At 71.7% G+C, this 21,389-nt stretch carries 15 protein-coding genes; 3 read left to right on the top strand and 12 right to left on the bottom strand.

The genetic code is table 11. The features are described from left to right. The first annotated feature begins 22 nt into the window (after positions 1–22). Together ACZ4WQ_RS08330 and ACZ4WQ_RS08325 are read left to right on the top strand one after the other, a co-directional pair. A complete protein-coding gene (locus tag ACZ4WQ_RS08330; RefSeq protein WP_311722116.1) occupies positions 23–751 on the top strand; it encodes a GntR family transcriptional regulator in 729 nt (242 codons plus the stop codon). A 69-nt stretch (positions 752–820) separates the two neighbouring features. Further along, positions 821–2,749: a glycoside hydrolase family 127 protein gene (locus ACZ4WQ_RS08325; protein ID WP_398374217.1), complete on the top strand. Its 1,929-nt coding sequence runs from the start codon at positions 821–823 to the stop codon at positions 2,747–2,749. Position 2,750: 1 nt separating this feature from the next. On the opposite strand, the gene ACZ4WQ_RS08320 is transcribed toward ACZ4WQ_RS08325, so the two are convergent. The 8 genes from ACZ4WQ_RS08320 to ACZ4WQ_RS08285 form a co-directional block, all read right to left on the bottom strand. After that, positions 2,751–5,036: a pectate lyase family protein gene (locus tag ACZ4WQ_RS08320; protein WP_361182239.1), complete on the bottom strand. Its 2,286-nt coding sequence runs from the start codon at positions 5,034–5,036 to the stop codon at positions 2,751–2,753. Then, entirely contained in the window at positions 5,033–6,253 is a 1,221-nt protein-coding gene (locus ACZ4WQ_RS08315) for a carbohydrate ABC transporter substrate-binding protein (protein WP_398374214.1), read from the bottom strand. Before ACZ4WQ_RS08315 ends, ACZ4WQ_RS08320 begins: the two co-directional genes overlap by 4 nt. 92 nt (positions 6,254–6,345) lie before the next feature. Then, positions 6,346–8,220 carry a right-handed parallel beta-helix repeat-containing protein gene (locus ACZ4WQ_RS08310; protein WP_398374213.1) on the bottom strand — a complete coding sequence of 625 codons (1,875 nt, stop codon included), beginning with the start codon at positions 8,218–8,220 and terminating at the stop codon, positions 6,346–6,348. A 29-nt stretch (positions 8,221–8,249) separates the two neighbouring features. Beyond that, positions 8,250–9,017 carry an RraA family protein gene (locus ACZ4WQ_RS08305; RefSeq protein ID WP_398374211.1) on the bottom strand — a complete coding sequence of 256 codons (768 nt, stop codon included), beginning with the start codon at positions 9,015–9,017 and terminating at the stop codon, positions 8,250–8,252. A 22-nt stretch (positions 9,018–9,039) separates the two neighbouring features. Continuing rightward, a complete protein-coding gene (locus ACZ4WQ_RS08300) occupies positions 9,040–10,977 on the bottom strand; it encodes a DUF8034 domain-containing protein (protein WP_398374210.1) in 1,938 nt (645 codons plus the stop codon). A 3-nt stretch (positions 10,978–10,980) separates the two neighbouring features. Then, positions 10,981–11,784 (bottom strand): carbohydrate ABC transporter permease, encoded by an 804-nt coding sequence (locus tag ACZ4WQ_RS08295; RefSeq protein ID WP_398374208.1) that lies wholly within the window; start codon positions 11,782–11,784, stop codon positions 10,981–10,983. Positions 11,785–11,843: 59 nt separating this feature from the next. After that, the gene (locus ACZ4WQ_RS08290) at positions 11,844–12,809 is read right to left on the bottom strand and encodes a carbohydrate ABC transporter permease (RefSeq protein WP_311722107.1); all 966 of its coding nucleotides are present in this window, start codon (positions 12,807–12,809) and stop codon (positions 11,844–11,846) included. A 90-nt stretch (positions 12,810–12,899) separates the two neighbouring features. Then, entirely contained in the window at positions 12,900–14,171 is a 1,272-nt protein-coding gene (locus ACZ4WQ_RS08285) for an ABC transporter substrate-binding protein (RefSeq protein WP_398374205.1), read from the bottom strand. Positions 14,172–14,375: 204 nt separating this feature from the next. Here ACZ4WQ_RS08285 and ACZ4WQ_RS08280 point away from each other — a divergent pair, with 204 nt between their 5' ends. Further along, complete coding sequence (locus tag ACZ4WQ_RS08280; protein ID WP_398374203.1) at positions 14,376–15,551, top strand: GntR family transcriptional regulator; 1,176 nt, start codon at positions 14,376–14,378, stop codon at positions 15,549–15,551. A gap of 24 nt (positions 15,552–15,575) precedes the next feature. Here ACZ4WQ_RS08280 and ACZ4WQ_RS08275 read toward each other — a convergent pair whose 3' ends face one another. The 4 genes from ACZ4WQ_RS08275 to ACZ4WQ_RS08260 form a co-directional block, all read right to left on the bottom strand. Next, positions 15,576–16,826, bottom strand: coding sequence for a hypothetical protein (locus tag ACZ4WQ_RS08275; protein ID WP_398374201.1), 1,251 nt, complete (start codon positions 16,824–16,826; stop codon positions 15,576–15,578). Between the two features lie 9 nt (positions 16,827–16,835). Next, positions 16,836–18,293 carry a pectinesterase family protein gene (locus tag ACZ4WQ_RS08270; protein ID WP_468022121.1) on the bottom strand — a complete coding sequence of 486 codons (1,458 nt, stop codon included), beginning with the start codon at positions 18,291–18,293 and terminating at the stop codon, positions 16,836–16,838. Positions 18,294–18,477: 184 nt separating this feature from the next. Next, positions 18,478–19,848, bottom strand: a complete 1,371-nt coding sequence (locus ACZ4WQ_RS08265) for a Gfo/Idh/MocA family protein (RefSeq protein ID WP_398374198.1) — start codon at positions 19,846–19,848, stop codon at positions 18,478–18,480. Next, positions 19,845–21,371, bottom strand: a complete 1,527-nt coding sequence (locus tag ACZ4WQ_RS08260) for a glycoside hydrolase family 28 protein (protein ID WP_398374196.1) — start codon at positions 21,369–21,371, stop codon at positions 19,845–19,847. Before ACZ4WQ_RS08260 ends, ACZ4WQ_RS08265 begins: the two co-directional genes overlap by 4 nt. Between the last annotated feature and the right edge of the window lie 18 nt (positions 21,372–21,389).

The raw sequence follows: 21,389 nt of genomic DNA, 5'->3' as shown, positions 1-21,389 counted from the left end.
CGTGGCAACAGTGGGAGGCGGCATGATCCGACCGCGAGCGGCGGCGGCCCGCGAGGCGGAGTCACCGGCTCCGGAGCCGGGACCCGCCGAGAGCCTGGAGACCCGGGCCCGCACGGCGATCGTGGAGTGGCTGACCAAGGAGAATCCCGCGCCCGGCCAGGCCGTTCCGGTGCGGGAGTTCGCCCGCCGCCTCGGCATGAGCCGCACCCCGGTGCGCAGCGCGGTCGGCCGGCTCTATGAGCGCGGCCTGCTGGCGTACGACGCGTCGGTCGGCTTCACCGTGGCCATCCCGTCCCTGTCCAGCCTGTACGAACTCTTCGAGCTGCGGCTGATGCTGGAGTCGCACAGCCTGCGGCTGTTCGCCGAGCGCACGGACCGCCAGGTCCCGGCCCGGCTGCGGGAGCTCGTGGACGAGGCGGCCGAACTGGCCCGGCTTTCGCTGGAGGATCCGGGCCGCTACCAGGAGTTCCGGGAGAACGACGCCCGGTTCCACCGCGAGCTCGTCCGTCTTGGCAGCCTCCCCATGCTGCTGGAGCTGCACGACGATCTGCACCTGAGCCTGCATGTGACTCGGGCCGGGATGGAGGCGCCGATCACCGCCTCCCGCCTGGACATGGCCGTCGCGGAGCACCGTGCCGTGGTCGACGCGCTGGAGAGCGGCGACCGGACGCGGGCCAGGGATCTGCTGGAGGCGCACATCCTGCGGGTCCGCGACCAGATGATCGCCTTCCTCGCCCGGCCCCGCATGTAGCGCTCCGCACCCGCACGCCGCACCCTTCCGGCAAGCCCTCACGTCAAGCCCTCACGCCAGGAGGCATCCGTGGACGGCCCCGTACTCCCCTCCCCCGGCGCGCGCACGGCACACCGGCCGCCGCGCGGTGGCCGGATTAGCGTGACGGACGGCCTGTGGCGGCTGTGGCAGCGGGTCAACCGCGCCACCAGCGTGCCGCTGGCCCTGCACTGGCTGGAGGAGTCCGGCGCCCTGGCCAATCTGCGCATCGCCGCGGGCGAGGAGCAGGGCGCGTACCGCGGGCCCGTGTACGCGGACTCCGATGTGCACAAGATGCTGGAGACGGCGGCCTGGGAGCTCCAGGCGGGCCCCGAGGACTCGTCGGCCGCGTTTCTCTCCCGCACCACCGGGCTGCTGGAGCGGGCCCAGCGGGACGACGGCTACCTCGACTCGTACTACCAGGTGGCCGAGGTGGGCGGCCGCTACGGCCGGCTGGTCGACAGCCACGAGCTGTACTGCGCCGGCCATCTCCTCCAGGCCGCCGTGGCCGCTCACCGCGCCACCGGGGAGACCCGGCTGCTCACGGTGGCGCGGCGTTGCGCCGACCATCTGTGCGCAGTGTTCCTCGACGGCCCCGGGCCCGGCCTGGACGGCCACCCGGAGGTGGAGACGGCGCTGGTGGAGCTGTTCCGGACCACCGCCGAGGAGCGCTGTCTGACCCTGGCGGCGCGGCTGGTGGAGCGGCGCGGGCACGGCCTGGTGGGGCGCCACAAGCACGGGGCGCGGCACCGTCTCGACCACCTCCCGGTCCGCGTGGCACCGGCGGTGACCGGGCATGTCGTCCGGGCGCTGTATCTGGAGGCCGGGGCCGTGGACGTGGCCATGGAGACGGGCGACGACGAGCTGCTCCGGGCGTCTGCCGCCCGCTGGGCGGACATGGCGGCGACCCGGACGTCGCTCACCGGCGGTCTCGGCTCACGCCAGGTCGGGGAGGTCTTCGGCGAGCGCTACGAGCTGCCGCCCGACCTGTCGTACAACGAGACCTGCGCGTCCGCGGCGAGCATCCAGTGGAGCCGGCGGCTGCTGCTGGCCACCGGCGAGGGGCGCTACGCCGATCTGATCGAGCGCACCCTGTACAACGCCTTCGCGGCGGCCCGCTCGGTGGACGGGCGGAGGTACTACAAGGGCAATCCGCTTCAGCGGCGCCCCGACCACGCGGAGGCGGTGGGCGATCCGCGCAGCCGGGACGAGTGGTTCTACTCTGCCTGCTGCCCGCCGTCGGTCACCCGGCTGGTGGCCTCGCTCCCGCACTACGCCGCGACCACCGCGGGGGACACGCTCTTTCTCCATCTGTACGCGTCGATGGCCCTGTCCTGCGCCCACGCGGGCGGCACGGTGGCGCTGCGGATCGACACCGACTACCCGTGGGACGGAACGGTCACCGTCACCGTGGACCGCGCGCCGGCCGGCGCATGGGCGCTGGGGCTGCGGGTGCCACCGTGGAGCACGCGGACGTGGCTGACGGAGCCGGGTGGCGCGCGACAGCCGGTGGCGGGCGACGCGCAGGGGCGGGTGGTGGTCAGGCGGCGCTGGCGGGCCGGGGACCGCGTCGTACTGGAGCTGGACATGGCGCCGCGGCTCACCGTGCCGCATCCGAGGATCGACGCGGTGCGCGGCTGTGCGGCGATCGAGCGGGGGCCGCTGGTGTACTGCTTCGAGCAGCTGGACCAGCCCGCGGACACTCCGGTCGACGAGCTGGCGCTGCGCGCGGACACCGCGCTGCGGGTGCGGGACCTGGCGGACGTGCCGGGTCTCGGCCGTACGGTGATGATCGAGGCGGAGGCGCTCGCCGTCACCGGCCCGCACCAGGCGGGGCTGCCGTACCGCACCCTCGGCGCCGTGGACACGCGGCGGCCCACCACCGCCACCGCGGTGCCGTACTTCCAGTGGGACAACCGCGGTGACGGCGCGATGCGGGTGTGGGTGCCGCTGGAGGAGAGCGGCGCGGTCGGCTGCTGACTCAGTTGTTGATGCGGACCTTGCTGAACTTCGCCGTCGTGTAGTGCGCGACGGCGTTCGCCTCCTTGTTGCCTTCCACCACCAGCCCGGCGTAGACCCGTGGCCCCATGGGGACGCGCTCGTAGCCGACGCGTGTCCACTGGAGGGAGTCCGGTGAGACCTCGGCCGTGAACTCGTCCCCGCGCAGGGTGATGCGCAGCCAGTACGGCTTGTTGCCCAGCATCTCGTCCTCCTCCCACGGGTAGTTGCCGACGTTCATCTCGGTGCCGTGGGAGTGCATGCGCTTGGCGGTGGCCTTGATCCCGCCGTTCGCGACATAGATGCCCATGAGGCAGAACGGGGAGTCGGGGGTGAGGTTCTCGCGGATCATGATTCCGGCGAGGACGTCCTGGTACACCGCGCTGATCGAGTCCAGGCGTGCGACGACCTCGACGACCTCGTCGTCGGGGGCGTCGATGGCCCGGTACACGAAGTGGCAGGAGTCCTCACGGCCCTTGATCTTTCCGGAGCCGCGCAGGGTGAACACCGCGCCGTCCAGTGCGGCGGCCCCCGCGATGGGCACCGCGCCGATGTCGGCCGCGGTCCAGGTGGACAGCGAGGTGGAGCGGTTGACGTGGACGGGCACCATGCTCGACGTGGTGGCGGTGCCGGTGGTGTCGGTGGCGCGGGCGGTGAGGTGATGGGTGCCCGCGGGCGCGCCCCGCCACACGATCTCGTGCGGGGCGGCGGTGGTTTCGCCGAGCTTCTTGTCGTCGGCGTAGAACACGACGGAGGCGATGGTCGCGCCGTCGGCCGCGGTGGCGGTGGCGCGGATGGTGAGGTCGCCGGTGCCGCTGTCATGGGCGAAGATCTGGTCGATGGCCGGGGCGGTGAGGGCGACGGCCGGGTTCGGGGCGCCGGTGGGCCCGATGGAGTTGAGATAGAGCTCCAGATTGCTGTAGCCGGTGTCCGGGTCGACGGCACGGCCGTCCGCCGGGTCGTCGGGGTCGAGGCCGTGTGCGCGCTCCCAGTCGTCGGGGATGCCGTCGTGGTCGCTGTCCTTGGGAGGGTCGGCGGAGGCCAGCGGCACCGGGCCACCCACCTCCTTCTGCGAGTTGATGCTGCGTCCTGTGCCCTTGCGCACATCGTTGACCAGCCGCGCGTCGATCGCGTCCCGGCGCGGCAGGGTGGCACCGGCGCCCGCGAGGACCGCCTTGTACGCCTGTTTCGGGGACTGCTCCTCGATGGGGCTGGGGAAGGCCACGGGCTCGTCCCGCAGGGTGGCGCCGCCGAGCGGGAAGCGGACGCCGAGCCGGTTGTCGGCGGTGACCTTGCGGTGTCCCTCGATGAGATTGCCGTCGACGTGCCAGATGCCGCCGCGGTTGGGGGCGATGATGACGGGCGCGATCTCGGCCACGGTGTTCGGGCCCGGCTTGTAGTAGTTGCCGACGATGTTGATGCCGTCGGACCACTCGCCTCCGTAGGCGGAGGTGTAGCCGTAGTTGTAGATCACGTTGTTGCGGTGGTCGGCCTTGAGCGCCATGTCCTCGACGAAGCTGAACCGCGGGTTGCGGCCGCCGTTGTGGACCAGCAGGTTGTGGTGGTAGGTGACGTTGTCGCCGCCCCACAGCCCGCCGTAGCCGTGCCGGCCCTTCTCGTGCGCGGACATGGTGAGCCCCTCGGCGATGACGCACCACTGCATCGTCACGTTCTCGTTGCCGTACGGCGAGCACACCTCGTCGACCGCCCAGCTGAAGGAGCAGTGGTCGATGATGACGTTCTCGCAGCGCTCCATGCCGAAGGTGTCGATCGGGGTCCCGAGGGCGTCCGTGCCCCGGAACCGCAGATGGCGCAGGATGATGTTGCGGACGTCTTTGATCTTGGTTTCGTTGCCGACGACGCAGATGCCGTCGCCGGGCGCGGTCTGGCCGGCGATGGTGAGGTTGGACCCGGTGATGTCCAGACCGCCCCCCAGCTCGATGGTGCCGGAGACCCGGAAGACGATGGTGCGGTCGCTGCCGGACACCGCCTCGCGCAGGGAGCCCGGTCCGGAGTCGGCGAGCGTGGTGACCTCGTAGACCTCGCCACCGCGGCCACCGCTGGCGTATCTGCCGCCGCCCTCGGCTCCGGGGAAGGCCAACACGCCGTCCACGGCGTCCGCGGCAGCGGCGAGCTTGTCGTCCGCCCGCGCCGACGGTGTCCACAGAGCCGCGGCGCCCAGCAGCGCGCCGGTGCCGGCCACGAACGCCCGCCGGGCCAGCGGTCGCGCCCCGTCCCGTGGCGCCTCCCGTCTGTTTCCTTCGCTCATGTCCCGTTTCCCTCTCGTCGCAGCAAGTGGTCGGGGCGCCGTGCCCGGTGGCGGAAGCCCTCGTCGAGTTCGGCCAGCAGCCGGGCGGGCGGCCGCCCGTCGGCGAGCCCCTCGCGCAGCAGCCGGGAGGCGGACCGCTGGAAGTCCGGAAAGCCGGCGGCCCGCGGACGCACCCAGGCGTGTTCGACGGTGGCGAGGGTGGCGCGGTAGAAGCCGCCCCAGCGGCTGTTGGTGCGGGGGTCCAGCCAGGCGGCCCGGTCGGACGGCTGGCCGCCGGTCACCGGAAAGAGCTCGCACTGCACCGGCTCGGCGAGCAGCCGCCGCAGGTGGTCCCGGATGGCCTCGCGCACCAGCGGGTCGTCGGTCCGGCGGTGCGAGACGGCGAGCCCGGCGCCGCCGAGCACACTGCCCGGCCGCCCTCCGGGGTGGCTGGCCGGGGCGTCGGCGAAGGTGAGCGGGTACGGTCCGGACTGCGTGGCGGGGGCGTAGCCGTACACCAGGGGGCAGTAGGCGGGCCCCTCGGCGGAGGCCATCGCCGCCAGCAGCCCCGCCGGGCCGAGCCGCCACAGCCGTGGGTCGCCGCGCGCCAGCAGCCGGGCCATGGTCTCCAGGGCCGCCCCGCCCGTCTCCCGCGAGACGAACTCCGGGCCGCGGCCAGGCTCCTCCCCCAGCGCCACGCACAGCGCGCAGAAGGTGAGCAGGGCGTGCGGGCCGCCCATGCAGAGGGCCGGCGGGACGGGCAGCGCCAGCACCTCGTCCCAGGTCCGCGGCATCGGGTGGCCGGCCATCAGGTCGGGGCGGGCCGCGGCGACCTGGGCCGCGGCGTCCAGCGGCAGCGCCCAGACCCGGCCGTCCAGCACATGGCTGTCGTAGCAGGCGCCGACGGTGCGCCGGCGCCAGTGTTCCAGCTGGGCCGCCGGGAACAGGTCGTCCATCGCCACCAGGCACCCGGCCTCCACCGCGGCGCCGAGGCCGATGTGCTCGACGACCAGGAGGTCGTAGTCGGAGGCGAGGCCGTCGATCGGCGCCGTCTCGAAGGCGGCCGGTGGCTGCCGGTCCCAGCGCAGCGGCAGACCGACGGTCTCGCAGCCGGGCGGGACGGCGGCGTCCAGCCGGGCCAGTTCCTCCAGCGGCGCGTAGCCGCGCGGGTGGTCCCAGGTGAGTCCGCGCAGCTCGTCCGTCACGGCGGGCGGCGAGCTGGTCGGAATGATGTCCATGTCATCTCCTGACGGGCATGGGCCGGGGCTCGCCGGGCCGCACGCATGGGAGTGGCGGCCCGGCGAGGGCCCACGCGGGTGCGCCTGTGCGCTCAGCCGTCCGCGCCGGGCAGCGGATAGGGGAAGGAGGGCTTGACGCCGATCTTGTCGTACTCCATGCGGGAGGGATCGAAGCCGTCCTGCCAGTTGGCGTTCTCCACCGTGTTGCACCGGTAGCTCTGGTACTTGTCGTCGGTGACCTTGCCGACCTCGACGTCGGTGAAGGAGAAGCCGCAGCCGCCCGCGTCCATGTGCACCCCTCGGGTGCCGCTGTCGGGCATGGAGCCGTCCGGTATGACATCGCCGATGACGACCTGCGAGACGCTGTTGTTGCTGGTGTGCGGCTCGGTGTTGTCCACGCCGTAGGTGTAGAAGGCGCCCATGTCACCGCTGTCCAGACCGGCCTTCTCGATGCGCAGGTACTTGAAGGTGTTGTTGCGCGCGTAGGAGTCGCCGGGCCCCACCTCGGGCATCACCTCCAGGGTGACGCCGTAGCGGGCGCTGTGCTCGAAGTAGCTGTAACTCACCTCATTGGAACCCGTGTTGAGGAGTTCGACCCCGGCCGCGTCGCCGGGCACCAGCTCTCCGTAGTGCGTGATGTAGTTGTCGGTGAACAGGTGGTGGCCGGAGATGTCGCCCTCACCCGGATACCCGCCTTCGACCTTGATGCCGTCGCCGCCGAGGTTCTCCAGCAGGCTGTCGCGCACGGTGAGGCGGTCGTTGGCGAACAGCGCGTAGACGGCGGTGAAGCCGGTGTCGGAGATCCGCATCCGCTGGAGGGTGATGCCGCTGCTGTTGGTCACGGTGACGGCGCCGAAGCGGTTGCGGTTCATCTCGATCTGGCGGTCGTACACGGGATACTTGTGGACGTCGCCGGAGTCACCGTCGCTGATCCAGCCGTAGCGGTACCAGTCGACGAAGTCGGTGTACTGGAGGGCGAGGCCGTCCAGGGAGATGTCCGCCACCCGCCGGTCGGGGGCCGCTCCCGCGATCTTGAACAGTGTCTTGACCGTGGGGCGCATGACGGTCACGTCGTCGATGTCGCCGCGGGGCTTGTAGTAGAGCTGCCCCTTGCCGTAGTCGAGGTAGTACTCCCCGGCCTGGTCGAGGAAGTCCAGGGAGTTCTGGAGAAAGTAGCGGGAGCCGCTGCGGGAGTTCATCAGCGCGTAGCGGGTCCAGTGGGACAGTGTCATCTGGTTCTTGGCGGGGTTCCAGTCCCGGATGGGCACGGTGTCGGTGAACCAGCTCCAGCTGCCGCCGGACCAGACGACCGCCTGCGCGTTGCTGAGGTCCCAGGAGGCGTCCCATTCACCGGGCTTGGAGTAGAGCCACTGGTGCACGGCCTCCTTCTCCGGCTCCTTGAGCACGGAGAACATGTACGGGGCCCAGGTGTCGTCGGACCCGCGGTTGGGGTAGCGGGCGGTGGTGGCCCGCTTCCCGTCCTCGAACAGGGTGTAGAAGCGCCGGTCGGTGCCGACGTCGGTGCGGTAGATGCCGTCCTTGTACTCGGTCCAGTCCGTGACGGGCTCGGCGCCCAGCACACGCGCCTTGCCGGGCCCGTCGTACGAGCGGTAGACGACGCGGTGGCCGCCGCTCCCGGAGTCGCGGTCGTCCAACTCGATGGTGCGGCTGACCGGGTAGTCGCCCGCGCGCAGATTGACCACGATGTCGCAGCGCATCTTCCCCGGCCGGTTGAGGCCCTTGGCGCGGATGTGGTCGCGGGCCTGCTCGATGGTCCGCCACGGGGCGTCCTTGCTGCCCTTGGCTCCATCCCGGCCGTCCGGTGCGACGAAGAGCTGCGTGGGCCGGCAGCCGGCGGCGGCCGCGTCCGCGCTGTGGCCGGGCAGCGCCGCGCCGCCGATCAGCAGCAGCGCGCCGGCCACCACCAGGGGAAGCCTGAGCTGTGGTCTTCGGATGGTGCGCAACACGGTCCTGGTCCTCCTTGTGTGGGTTTGTGTCAGGCCTGGTTCTGGTCGCGCCATCGCTCGTACTCGGCGCGGGTGGCGGCCGTCAGCGGGTAGTAGTCGGTGAGGGCTCCTCCCTCCTCGATGCGGGCGCGGCTGAAGCGCTCCCACTGCTCGTGCTCGCGCGCGGCGGCGATCACGGCGGGTGCGGTGCGCCGGGGCACCACCACGGGGCCGTCGTCGTCGGCCACCAGCAGGTCGCCGGGCAGCGCGAGCACTCCGCCGCAGGCCACCGGCGTGTCGTAGGCCCAGGGGAAGAGCTCGGCCTGGGAGGCGTAGTGGGGGGTGACGCCGGTGGCCCAGACGGGCACACCGGTCTCGAGCACCCGGGGCGCGTCACGGATACGGCCGTCGACGACGATCCCGGCGCCGCCCTTCTGCCGGAAGTAGCGCACCAGCATGTCGCCGAAGCAGCCGGTGTACGGGGAGCCGTAGGCCTGGACGACGAGGACGTCCCCGGGTTCGATGGTCTCCAGGACGGCCCACAGGGCGGTGTGCCGCTCCACGTACTCCTGGCCGAGACCGGAGGCGATGTCCTCGCGCTGCGGCATGAACTGAAGGGTGCGGATCCGGCCGGCGATCTTCAGACCGGGGGCGAGCGGCCGCGGGCCGCACACGAAGGTGCGGCGGATGCCCTGCGCGTGCAGTTTGGCGCAGGCGGTGGCGGCGGACACCTCGGCGAGCCGGGTCAGGACCTGGGGGTCCGCGGGGCCGGGGGCGTCCCCGCGCACCGGCAGATCCCACACGGGTTCGTCGTCCACGAACGGTCTCCTCACTGTCGGATCACTGTCGAGTCGCTGTCGGACCGGTCTGGTGGGCGGGCGGGTAGGCCCGGGGGGTGAGCCGCAGATCGAGCCGGACCCGGTGTCCCGGGGGCAGCTCCACCTCGAGGCGCGGCCCGCCGACCGGCAGGTCGACGGTGCTGGTGGCGGGGTCGGGGGCGGTGTACGAGCGGGGGTCGCCGGGGTAGCCGGGCGCCGCCGCGTCGACCAGCGCGCGGTCGATGCGGTGCTCGCCGAAGCCACCAGCCTGGACGACCAGCGTGCGGGCACCGGACAGGCCGGTGTGGACGAGTTCGACGCGGACCCGGTCGGCGGTGACGGTGTCCACGAGGGCCGCCACGTCGGGAGGCAGCCCGGGGCGGCCGCGCTCCAGGTCGTAATAGGCGAGGCGGGTGGGCAGCAGTCCGCCGTTGTAGAGCACCTGCGGGGTGCCGGTGGCCAGCTGGAGCAGGGCCTCGGTGAGGACCGGGTTGAGGCGCTGCCAGTGGTGGATGTGCAGCTCGGCCGGGTCGGTGGTGTCCGCGTCGATCAGCGCGATGCGGCGGGCGGCCTGGCCGAGGGCGGTGCGCAGGATCGCCGCCGGGTATCCGGGGTTGTCGCCGCTCAGGTAGGCCAGCCAGGGGGCTTCGTGGCCGCCCTCCTCCTTGTTGCGGAACGCCCGGACGGTGCGCCAGTCGTAGCCGGAGACCTCGCGGAGGCGCCGGAGGCGGTCGAGGTCCTCGTCGGCGAGCGAGGCGTGCCATAACCACAGGGGCAGGGCGATCTGGGGCGGCTGGTAGTCGAACCAGCCGCCGTCGTCGTACCGGTTGGGGACCAGGAGGGTGGGACGGTCGGCGTCCTCGCCGAGTTCGGCGAGCCAGCGGTCGGAGGTGCTCATCTCGGTGCCCGTGACCGTGCCCTCGATCCCGTGGCCGAGGACCGTATCGAGCGGGGCGCGGCCGAGGGGGAGCAGATCGGTGGCGCCGGTGAGGAGTACGGAGTTGACGGCGGCGATCACGGCGGCGTTGCCGACGCTGTAGAGGCCGTGCGGCCACGTCCAGCCGTACAGGCCGCCGTACCACCGGCCGCCGTGGTCCTCGCCCACCTTCCCCGAGGGGCCGACGTTGTCGGGCAGGAAACCGCCGTGCGCCTGTGCCCGGTGCTGCCAGGCGGTGAGGTAGTCGAGGGCCCAGTCGCGGTGGCGGTCGTCGTGGTCGTACAGCCAGGCGTTGACCGCGAGGCTGGTGGCGGCGAGGTTGACCGCGGTGTCGCCGCGGCCGAGGCGGGCGTTCATGGCCTGGCCCATGCGGCGGGCGTGGTCCGGGTCGGCCAGGTCCTCCCAGGTGTTGATGGAGTCGAGATCGCTCAGTGGCAGGCCGTAGGGGCGCATCACGGCCAGGTCCGCGCCGTAGGACGCCCACTCCTTCTGCAATCCGTAGCGGGGGCCCGCCGCGCCGTTGTGCGGGGCCCGGATGGTGTGCGTCGCCGGGTCGTAGTTGCCCGCCGGGGAGCCGGGGAGATACAGGTCGGCGAAGCGGCGGGCGCGGGCTCGGAACTCCTGGTCGGCCGGGTCGGCGGCGCAGATGCCGTAGAACAGCAGCATCGACTCGCCCAGGTGGAACCAGTCGTATCCGCGCTCGAACTCGTCCACGGCCAGGCCGAGTTCGGTGAGTTGGGCGGTGACTCCGGTCCAGTGGTGTTTGCAGGCGTCCAGCAGGTCGTCGGCGCCGCCCAGTTGGTACAGGACGGGCCAGTTGAAGAACGCCTCGTAGAAGTCGTCGCCGCCGTCGCGGTCGGCCACCGGTCCGCGGTAGCGCAGCCGGCCGTCGGGCTCGCAGTAGCGGTGGGCGAAGGCCCGCCACGCCTCGTCGAGCACATCGAACAGCCTGCGCTCCAGCACGGCCCACTCCGGCGGTGCGCCGAGCGGGACGGTGGCGGTCACCCGGATGGTGTGCGTCATGGGTCAGCCCCTTGTCGCCCCGGCCGTGAGGCCGCTGATGATGTGCCGCTGCATGAACACGAAGAAGACCAGCAGGGGTGCGATGGCCAGCAGGAGGGTGGGAAAGACGACGGTGTAGTCGGTCTGGTACTGGCTGACCGCCGCGTACACGCCGGTGGTGACCGTGTACAGGCCACTGCCCGGGCCGAGGATGATCTGCGGGTTCACGAAGTCGTTCCACACCGAGAAGGTGTTGAGGATGACCATGGTGGCGACCACGGGCCGCATCAGCGGGAAGACGATCCGCCAGAAGGTGCGGATGCGCCCGGCGCCGTCGACAGCCGCCGCCTGGTCGAGTTCGCGGGGGATGGTGGCGATGTACCCGGCGTACAGGAACACCGAGAACGGCAGCGTCAGGACCGTCTCGAAGAGGACGAAGCCGCGGAGGGTGCCCATCAGGCCGAGGGTCTTGAGGACGTAGACGACGGGGATCACCAGCACCTGTCCGGGGATGAACGTCCCGGACAGGAAGAACAGCATCAGCGCCCGGTAGCGGCGGCGCGGGCTGCGGGCGATGACGTAGGCGGCCGGCCCGGCCAGCACGAGGGACAGGACGTTGACGCAGGCGACGAACAGCAGGGTCACCGCGTAGCCCCGCACCATGTCGAACCGCTCGCTGTCCAGGGCCCGCCCGAGGTACTGGAGGGAGCCGCCGCCGTCCGGCAGGCCGAACGGATCGGTCAGGATCTGCTGCTGGGACTTGAAGGCGTTGACGACCAGGACGTACAGCGGCACCAGCATCAGCAGGCTGACGGCGCCGAGGAACACCAGTCTGGGCGCGCTGCTCGGTCTCCACCTTCGGGCGGGGGTCGTTTCACGACGAGGGCTCATGAGTACACCGCCATCTCCGACCGCCGCCGCAGCCGGGTCACGAGGAGGGCGAGCGTGGCCGTGACGGCCATGAGGACCACGGACTGCGCGGAGCCGAGTCCGAGGCGGCCGTCGTGGAAGGAGTTCCAGAGGATGAGGTAGGCGATCGTGCGGGTCTGCCCGGCCGGTCCGCCCGCGGTCAGCGACACCACCAGGTCGTAGGTCTTGAGCAGAGTCACCAGGGACAGAACGATGTTCACGGTCACCGACGGCCCGAGCGCGGGCAGCGTGACATGCCGGAACACCTGCCATTTCGTCGCGCCGTCGATGCGGGCCGCCTCGGTGAGGGAGCGGGGCACCGCCTGGAGCCCGGCGAGGTACAGGACCACGTTCACACCGAACGCCGACCACACCACCAGGCACACCAGGGTGGCCAGCGCCCAGTCGGGGTCGGCGAGAAACGGCAGCACCTCGCCTCCGCGCGAGGTGATCAGGGAGTTGACGGCTCCCGTGGTGCCGAGGATGGCGCTCCACAGAAACCCGATGACCAGCGCGCTGAGGACATGGGGGTAGAAGAGGACCATCCGGAAGAAGGCGTTGACGCGCGAGGAGCCGTTCAGCAGCAGCGCGAAGCCGAGGCCGAGCACATTCAGGCCCACGGTGCCGAGCCCGGCCAGCAGCAGGGTGACGGTGATCGAGTGGCGCAGGTCCGGATCGTCCAGCAGGGCGATGTAGTTGGCGGTGCCGACGACCGAGGGGTTGGCGCTGAAGCCGTCCCAGTCGGTGAGGCTGAGATAGCCGGCCAGCGCCACCGGTACGGCGAGCAGCCCGGTGTAGAGCACGGTGGCGGGGAGGACCATGATCGCGGTGGCCAGCCCGCCCCCTCGTACGCCGGGCCGCCGGCCACGGCCCGGGGGGCGGGCGTGCCGGCCCGGGGTGGCGGTGCGCCGGCGCGGCCCGCCGGTCTCCCGATCGAAGCGCATGGTGTCCCTTCCTGTGCGCTCGCGGCGATGGTGTGGCTCAGGAGGAGGGTTGCCCGGCCCCTGGCGGGCCGAGCCTGAAGAAGGTGCTGTTCAGGACCGGTCGCGGACCCAGCGGTCGACGGCCTTCGCCGCATCGTCGGGCGAGCGCCTGGTGTACAGGCTCTGCACGGCGGTGTTCCAGGCGGCGTTGAAGCCCCGGGGCAGGGTGTCCTCGCCGTAGCCCTCGCCCTGTGCGACGCTCGCGGGGGCCTCGTCGAGGATCTTCTGCACCTCGCGCTCCAGCGTGCTGAAGGTCCGCTCGGAGCCACGGCGGAAGTTGCCGTCCTGTCGCAGCTGGGTGTCGACGGCCTTCTTGTCGGTGACCAGCCACTTGACGAGTTCGAGGGCGAGTTTCCGCTGCCCGCTGTCCTTGAGGATCATGTACGGCATGGACATCGTGGTCCCCTGCGGGCCGGGGTGGCGCTGCCCCTTCTCCACCGGGGCGGGGAACACGCCCACCTCGAAGTCCTTGTCGGCCTCGGCCTCCGCCGCGGTGAACCAGCTGCCCATGACGTACATCGCGGACCTGCCGGCGAGGAAGTCCGTCTCCGCGTCGGCGTACTTGAGCCCCAGCGCGTTCTTGTCGAGGTATCCGCGGTCCAGCCAGGTCTTGTAGAGCCGCAGATACGGGAGCATGACCTGCCCCACCGTGAGCTTCTCGTCGCGCACCTGTCCGTACCAGCCGGGGCGGCTCTGGGCGAGGGAGGGGTTGGAGAGCTGGAGCAACTGGAGCCCGGTGACGAAGTCGCCCGCGGTCCGCAGCGGCAGGCGGCCCGCCTTCTTCAGCTTGCCCATGGCCGCGGTCAGCTCGTCGAGTGTGCTGGGCGGCCGGGTGATCCCGGCCTCGGCGAAGGCTTCCTTGTTGTAGAAGACGAGCGACTGTGCCTGCTCACCCACTCCGACGGTGTAGGCCTTCCCGTCCAGCATGGCCTCCTTGGCCAGCGGGGTGTCCGCGACCCAGGTCTGGTCGGTGAGGTCCAGCATCTTGGGCGCCAGCGTCTCGTCGGCGACCAGTGTTTCCACGATGTCGGGGGCGTCACCGGCGGCCAGCTGCTGCTGGAGGGTGTCGGCCACTCCGGTGCCGGTCGGCGCCTCGATCTTGACGTTCACCCCGTCGTGAGCCTTCTCGAAGGGCTCGACGAGGTCGTTCCAGAACTCCTGGGTGAGGTTGGGCGTGATGTTGACCAGGACCCGGAGGGTCTTGTCCCGTCCGCCGCCACCGGAGCCGCCGTCGGAGAAACCACCACCTCCGCAGGCCGTGAGCCCCAGGGCCAGCAACACCATCGCGGCGCCCGTCTTCCGTCGTGTCCGTCGTCGGCGCATCGGTCCTCCAGGAGGGCTCAGGCTCAGCGGCTCTTCGGGGCTCCAGGCTTTTATTGGGTCAGTTATCGAGCAACGATTACTTCATAAGTGCGTTGTGACAGGATGGTCAAGTCGGTGCGCACAGCCAAAAATTGATGGCCTAAATGTTGCAGGTACATGTCATGACCCATAAGTCCCTGCCGCACGAGAAGGGGAGGACGGCTCATGGTCGCGCCTGAGGAGTCCAAGGCGCCGCAGGCGCCCCGGCTGAGCGCGGCGGACCGTGACACCCTGCTCCAGTGGTCGGCGCGGGGCTCCGGCGCGATGCGCCTCCGCAGCCGCATCGTGCTCGCCTGTGCCGAGGGACACTCCACCCGTCAGGTCGCGCAGCGGCTGGGCGTCAGCCCGGCCACGGTGGCCAAGTGGCGGCAGCGTTTCCTGGAGCGGGGCCCGGCAGGGCTGTCCGACGCCCGCCGCTCCGGGCGCCCGCGCAACCCGGGGCGCCAGGACGCGGAGCGCCGCGTCGCGGCCGTGCTGGACCTGGCGCGCGAGGGCGAGCCCGTGCCGTCGACCCGGGCCCTGTCCGAGGAACTCGGCCTGTCCCAGTCAACGGTCGCCCGCATCCGGCAGGAGCAGACCCGCCGGCATCCGGAGCCACCACGTACCGAGGCGCCACATGCGGAGGCGTCACCTGCGGAGGCTGGGCAGCCCGCGTACACGGCCCGCGTTGCGCGGCCGGCCCCCGACGCCCCGCTCCCCCGCCAGCTGCTGTCCGACCACGTCTACGCGCGGCTGCGCGACTGGATCGTCTCCGGCGAGCTCGTACCGGGCCAGCGCCTGGTCGAGTCGGAGATCGCCCGCCGGATGGGCACCAGCCAGGCTCCGGCCCGCGAGGCCATCAAACGGCTGGCCCACGAAGGGCTGGTGAACTCCCAGCCGCGCCAGGGCACTTATGTGACCCAGGTGTCCGACCGGCAGGCGCGGGATGTGCGCGAGATCCGCGTCATGTTCGAGATGTACGCGGCCCGGAGGGCGACCGGCCGCCTCGACGCCGAGTGTCTGCGGCGCCTGTCCGAGGACATCGACGCCATGCGCCGCGCGGCCGACGACGGGGACATCGGTGACTTCCGGGACGCCGACATGTCGTTTCACCGCACGGTGTGCGCGGCGGGCGGCAACGCGGCGCTGGTGCGGCTGTGGCGGATCATCGAGCCGAGCATGTGGGGGCTGCATGTGCTGGGCAACCCCCGCTACCGGGGGGACTGGCGGGCGATGGCCGAGCTCCACGCGGAGCTGCTCGCCGCGCTGCGCGACGGCGATCCGGACGAGACCGCGGCCCTGTTCGCCGCCCACGCGGCGGGCGAGGCCTCCCGTTACCGCCGCGGCCACCTCCCCTCGTGAGCGGCCCGGGCTCCTCGCGACCGGTCAGGGCTCCCGGGCGCAGTTGACGTCGAGATCCCAGAGAATGACGGAGAGGGCGAAGGGGCTGATGGTGTGGTCACCGTGGGTGGCGTCCTCCAGCAGCTCCCAGTGGCCGCCGCCGATGACCTGGACGCGCTGGCGCACCACGGGTTCGTACGCGCGGTGTCCGACACCGTTGAAGCAACATGAGTCGAACCGGTTGAGGATCTGCATCTGGCGGCGGTGCTCACCGATCGACGCCAGGGCGTACAGGTCCGGGAAGTCACAGATCCCGTAGAAGATGGGATGCCGGTCCCGCCGCTGCTCCCAGTCGCCCGTGGTCGGCCTCGGGCTGGGCGGCGCCGAGCGCAGGAAGAACGGCAGGGACCCGGCCGTCGGATAGCTCCGGGTGATCCGTGGGTCGAGCGCCGGGTACACGGTGGTCGCCCAGCCTCCTCCGGAAAACCCGATCATCTGGAGCGACGGCGGCTCGTACACCCGCCGCACATGGTTCACGGCCACCGCGAGCGGCTCCAGGAAGAAGCGCAGGGTGGAGAAGTCCCCGCTCTCCCAGGGCCCCAGATCGTTGTGCGACTCCACGACGACCGGTGTGCCGGGGTCGGCGGGATCCCTCAGCTCCTTGGGGTTCCAGTGGTAGAGCGGCATGGCGAACAGCAGAACACCGTACCCGGCGTCCAGCAGCGCCTGGGCGGTGCGCCGCATGGTGTCGGGCAACTCACCGTGGCCGTTGTGGTAGAGCGCGAAGCGGCCGTGTGCCGTACGGCGCGGCAGCAGCAGGAACACGACGGAGGACAGTCCGTACGGCAGACGTACGGTGAGCCGGTCGATCCGGCGGACGCCGGTGAACTCCGGCAGCTCCGGGGCCGTGACCCGGCGCTCCACCTCGGGCAGCGCGTCGGGCAGCCGCCCGTCGGCGGACTTCCACACCTCGGCGACGAGGGCGGTCCGCAGGCGCGCGATGTCCTCCGGCGTGTGCACCGTCATCAGCGCCTCGGTGTCGACGCCGACGGCGTCCTGCGGCAGCGACTTGTACGCCAGGCTGTGGGCGGCCGCCACCTCCTGGTTGACGGGCGCCACCGGGCGCGGCCGGTCCCGGCCTCCGCGTGGCGCGTCTCCCGCGTCCCCCGCGTCCCCCGCGTCCGCCGCGTCCGCCGCGTCGGCCGCGAACGCCGCACTCGGGGTGCCGAACGCGGCCAGCGAGCCGGCTGCCCCCAGGACACCTCCCAGGACATTCCTCCGGCGCATGGGCAACATGCCGGTCCCTCACCTTCCCTCTCGTCGATCGCTCGCGCCACGCGGGTCCCAGCCGTCCAGCAGCGCAGCAGGATCCCGCCACCGTTCGGCCTCCGCCGCGGTGAGCTGACGGGAGCAGGCCAGCCGCCCGGCGGTGTCGACGGGCCGGCCCGCCAGGTCCTCGCTGCCGTACTCCTGGAACCTCAGCTTCTGGCCCGACGAGCAGTCGAACCCGGTCAGCCCCCAGCCCACGGGCGCCACATGGGAGTCCATCCGGGTGTCGATGAACACCGCCTGGCTGGCGGGAAAGCGGCTGTCGATGCGGCTCAGCAGCACACTCCCGTCGGGCACCCCGGCGGCGCGGGTCAGCCGGGTGTTCACGAACACGTTGCCGGGGCCGTCCTCGCCGTTGCGGACCTGGCTGAGGTAGCCCAGGTCCAGCGCCTTGAGCTCGGAGTCCTGGATGAAGACCCCTCCGGTCCCCCAGACGAAGTCGACATCGCCCTCGACATAGCTGTCGGTCACGAAGGCCCGCCCCTGGAGGCGCAGACTGTCCTGGTAGCTGAGGACACGGACCCGGTCGAGCACGATCCGGTCGCCGTTGCCCCGGAACGCCTCGGCCTGGGAGCCGCCCTCCGGGGTGAGGTTGTGGACGGTGGCGTCCTGGAGCCGGAAGTCGTCCGCGTCCACTCCGAAGGCCGCGCGCCAGCAGTTGTGGCGGTCGGGATGCGGAAGCACCCGGCGCGGGCAGTAGCTCTGCTCGGGCGGCACATCGGCCATCGCCGCGTCGCCGTTGAGGACGCTGTTGTTCGGGTAGCCGATGACGGTGCGGCGCGCCCCCGCCCCGCGCACGGTCAGATGTGGCCGGGACTGGGCGACGTACACGATCTCCCGGTAGAACCCCGGGGCCACGTCGATCCGCACCGGGCGGGTGTTGCCCTCCGGGACGAAGTCGACCGCGCCCTGCACCGTGCAGAAGTCCCCGCCGCCCCGCCCGTTCACGGTCAGCCGGGAGGTGCCGGGCGCCGGGTCGCGCCGGGTGCGGAAGCGCCAGGTGCCGGGGGACTCGATGCCCGGGTGGCCCTCGAAGAAGCCGGGATCCACCGTCACGTAGTACTCCTGGCCGGGGGCCAGTCGCCGGTGCGGGTGGACGGTGGCCGTACGGCCGTCCACCATCACCGGTTCATAGGTCCAGCGGTGCACCTCGCCGTAGTCGGACCGCGCGCCGCCGATGGAGCGCTGGTACGTCGCCGGATCGGCGAGATCGACGACATCGGCGAGGACACCGTCCGCCCGGTATACGCTCAGCCGTCCTTCGGTGCCCAGCCGTACGGCGGTCCCGAAGGTGAACCGGAGCGAGGTGTCCGAGCACACGGCTCGGCCCAGCCCCCGCGGTTCCAGCGCGACCGCGGGGCGCCCGTCCGCCGGGGCGCGAGCACCGGCGGACGGGACGGCGACGGACGGGGCGGCGGCCAGTGACAGCAGCACGGCCACGAGCGCCGCAAGGCGTTTCCGCCGGCGGAGCGACCGGAAACGGACCCGGGATACGAACCGACGGAACGCTCTCATGGACCCTGCCCCCTCCGGCATACCTGTGGCATACCAGGCATGGAAGCACACCACCCACGCGCTGAAAACCCCGGAGACAGAGGGAAGTTGTCTGCGGCTGACGTTACGACGATCGATCAGCCGACGGGCCGACCCCGACGTTCGGCCCGGCCTCGATGCCCAGCCGCAGCTCCGCGATGTCCACCGCCCGCCGCTCCGCGAGCGAGACATTGCCCGCGATGCCCACCGCGACGGACCGCAGCCCGTCGGCGTACCCCGCCTGATGACGGAGCGGATCCGCACCGTCCGGGCCGACGAAGATCTCCCGGAGCATCCGGATGTCACCGCCGCCGTGGGCCCCCTCGCCTCGCGGAATCGTCACCTCGCGGGCGTCCTCCCAGTGGCGCTGCACCACCAGCCGCTCACCGGGCGGGCGCACCGCGACGGCGCCCCCGCCACGCTCGTCGACCGCGCTGGGGTCCACCGCGCCCGACACCGGGCGGACCGCGCCCCGCTCGACGACGGACAGCTCGGCCCTGCCCTCCGTGCCGTTGACGCAGACGCGGTAGCCCTCCCACGGAGCGTGGGCGTTGAGGGAGTAGGAGAGGGTGGGGCCACCCGCGTAGTGGACGACGGCGCACAGATTGTCCTCGATGGAGATGCCCTCGTCGAAGACGTCGCGGTCGCGCAGATAGCCGTCGCGGTGCTCCTGGTCGAGGTACAGCGACTTCAGCGCCGGGTCGCCGCGCAGGTCCAGGCACCAGGGATCGCCTGCGGCCGCCTCGGCGCTGCCGCGCGCGGGCCGGGGGCCGAGGCCCCGGTCACGGGCGTTGTCGGCGCCGTAGAAGAACAGCCCGCCGCCGGCGTACACCCGGACCGGGGTGTCGCCGAGCCACCAGTTGACGAGGTCGAAGTGGTGGGAGGCCTTGTGTACCAGCAGCCCTCCGGAGCGGTCCTTCTCGCGGTGCCAGCGCCGGAAGTAGTCGGCGCCGTGCCGGGTGTCGAGCACCCACTCGAAGTGGGCCGAGGTGGGCGTGCCGATGGCGCCCGAGTGCACCAGCCGCTTGAGCGCGCTGTTACGGGGCGAGTAGCGGTAGTTGTGGGTCACGGTCACGCGGCGGCCGGTGCGCTCGGCGGCGCGCGCGATGGCCCGGGCCCCGTCCGCGTCGATGGCCAGCGGCTTTTCGACGATGACGTCGGCGCCTGCCTCCAGAGCGCCGACCACGATGTCGGCGTGGGTGTGATCGGGCGAGGTGACCACGATGCGCTCCACGCCCTCCTCGCCGATCAGCCGGGCCAGGTCGTCGGGGTGGTACCGGGCCGGGTCACCGCCCCCGGCGGCGGCGACGCGGTCCCCGTAGTGCCGCATCCGCCCTTCGTTGGTGTCGCAGAGCGCGACAAGCTCGGCGACGTCCCGGTGCGGGCCGGTGATGGCGTCGGTGTAGAGGCGGGCCCGCATCCCCGTGCCGACCAGGCCGTATCGTCGCTTCTTCATCCTGCCTCCCTCAGTTGCCCTGCCTGTGTGGTCCGTGCTGTGTCCGTGGGGTACGGGCTGCCCCCGATCAGTACCTCGCGTACGGTGACACCGGTCGCGTTCTCCATCACCGGATCCTTCGCGGCCCGCGCGAAGGACAGCTTCTCCAGGCGCACCGTCTCCACCGGGGCCGCGGGGACGGCGCGGATCCGGAAGGGGATTTCGCAGGGGCCGCCGACGGACCAGTTGCGCGCCGTCAGCCGCGACACCTCCGGGTAACGATCGCCGCCGGTTCCCCCCATGTACTGGAAGGTGACCTCGAAGGGCACATAGGTCCACGCGGGGCAGGCCACATCGGCGATGTGCACGTCTCTGATGTAGCCGCCGCGCGTCGAGGTCGATTTGACGGAGAGGATCCAGGCGACACTGGCCTCGTCGAGCGAGCTGTCGTACGGGATCCACAGCCGGCGGGCGACCACGTTCTCCACTCCCCCGCTCATCTCGCTGCCGACGGCCACCGCACCACCGCCGCCGAGATAGCGGCAGTCCTCGATCAGGACGTTCCTCGACGGGACACCGACGCGCCAACCGTCCTGGTCCCGGCCGGATTTGATGGCCACGCAGTCGTCGTGGGTGGCGAAGGTGACCCGCCTGATGACCACGTTCTCGCAGGAGTCGGGGTCGCAGCCGTCGCCGTTGGGCCCCACGCTCTCCACGACGACGTCCCGCACGGTCACCTCGCGGCACAGCACGGGGTGGATGTTCCACATCGGCGAGCGGCGCAGCGTGACGCCTTCGATGAGGACGTTCCGGCAGGAGCGTGGCTGGATGAAGCTGGGCCGGAGGTAGTGGCCGGCGCCGAAGACCCGCTCCTCGACCGGGACTCCTTCCACGCCCATGCGCTCCAGGGCCGCCCAGTCCGCCCGCTGGTTGGGCATCCCCGGCTGCCATCCGTACTGCCCGGAGCCCACCCAGAACCACCAGTGCCCGTTGTCGCCCTGTGCGTCGAGGACGCCCCGGCCCGTCACCGCGATGTCATGCTGCCCGTCGGCGTAGATCAGGGGCGAGTAGTTGAAGAGTTCGACGCCCTGCCATCGGGTGCGGACCACGGGCAGATAGGCGGCCGGGTCGGTGCTGAAGAGCAGGGTCGCGCCCCGGGCGACATGCAGGTCGACGCCGCTGAGCAGATGGATGGCCCCGGTGGCCCACCGCCCCTCGGGCACCAGGACATGGCCGCCGCCGGCCGCATGGCAGTCCTTGATCGCCCGGTCGATGGCCCCGGTGCAGTCGGTCACCCCGTCGCCGACGGCTCCGTGTGCGGTGATCGGAAACCATGCGTCGGGGAAGGTCGGTACGGTGACGCTCTCGCTGATCCTCCTTGCGCGCTCGGCCGCCTCCCGGTCGCCCGGGGCGGGTTGCCGGTCGGGCGCGCCCTGTCCCTCCGTACGGTCGGCGGCCTGGCTCGGTGTACTGCTCAGCAGTGGTATCCCGCAGGTCAGCAGGGCTCCGAGCCCGAGCAGTCGACGTCTGGCCAGGTCTTCCATGGTGACCTCCCAGGTTTT

The sequence above is a fragment of the Streptomyces sp. NPDC028305 genome (assembly GCF_055569495.1).
This window is presented reverse-complemented; position numbering and strand designations above follow the sequence as displayed.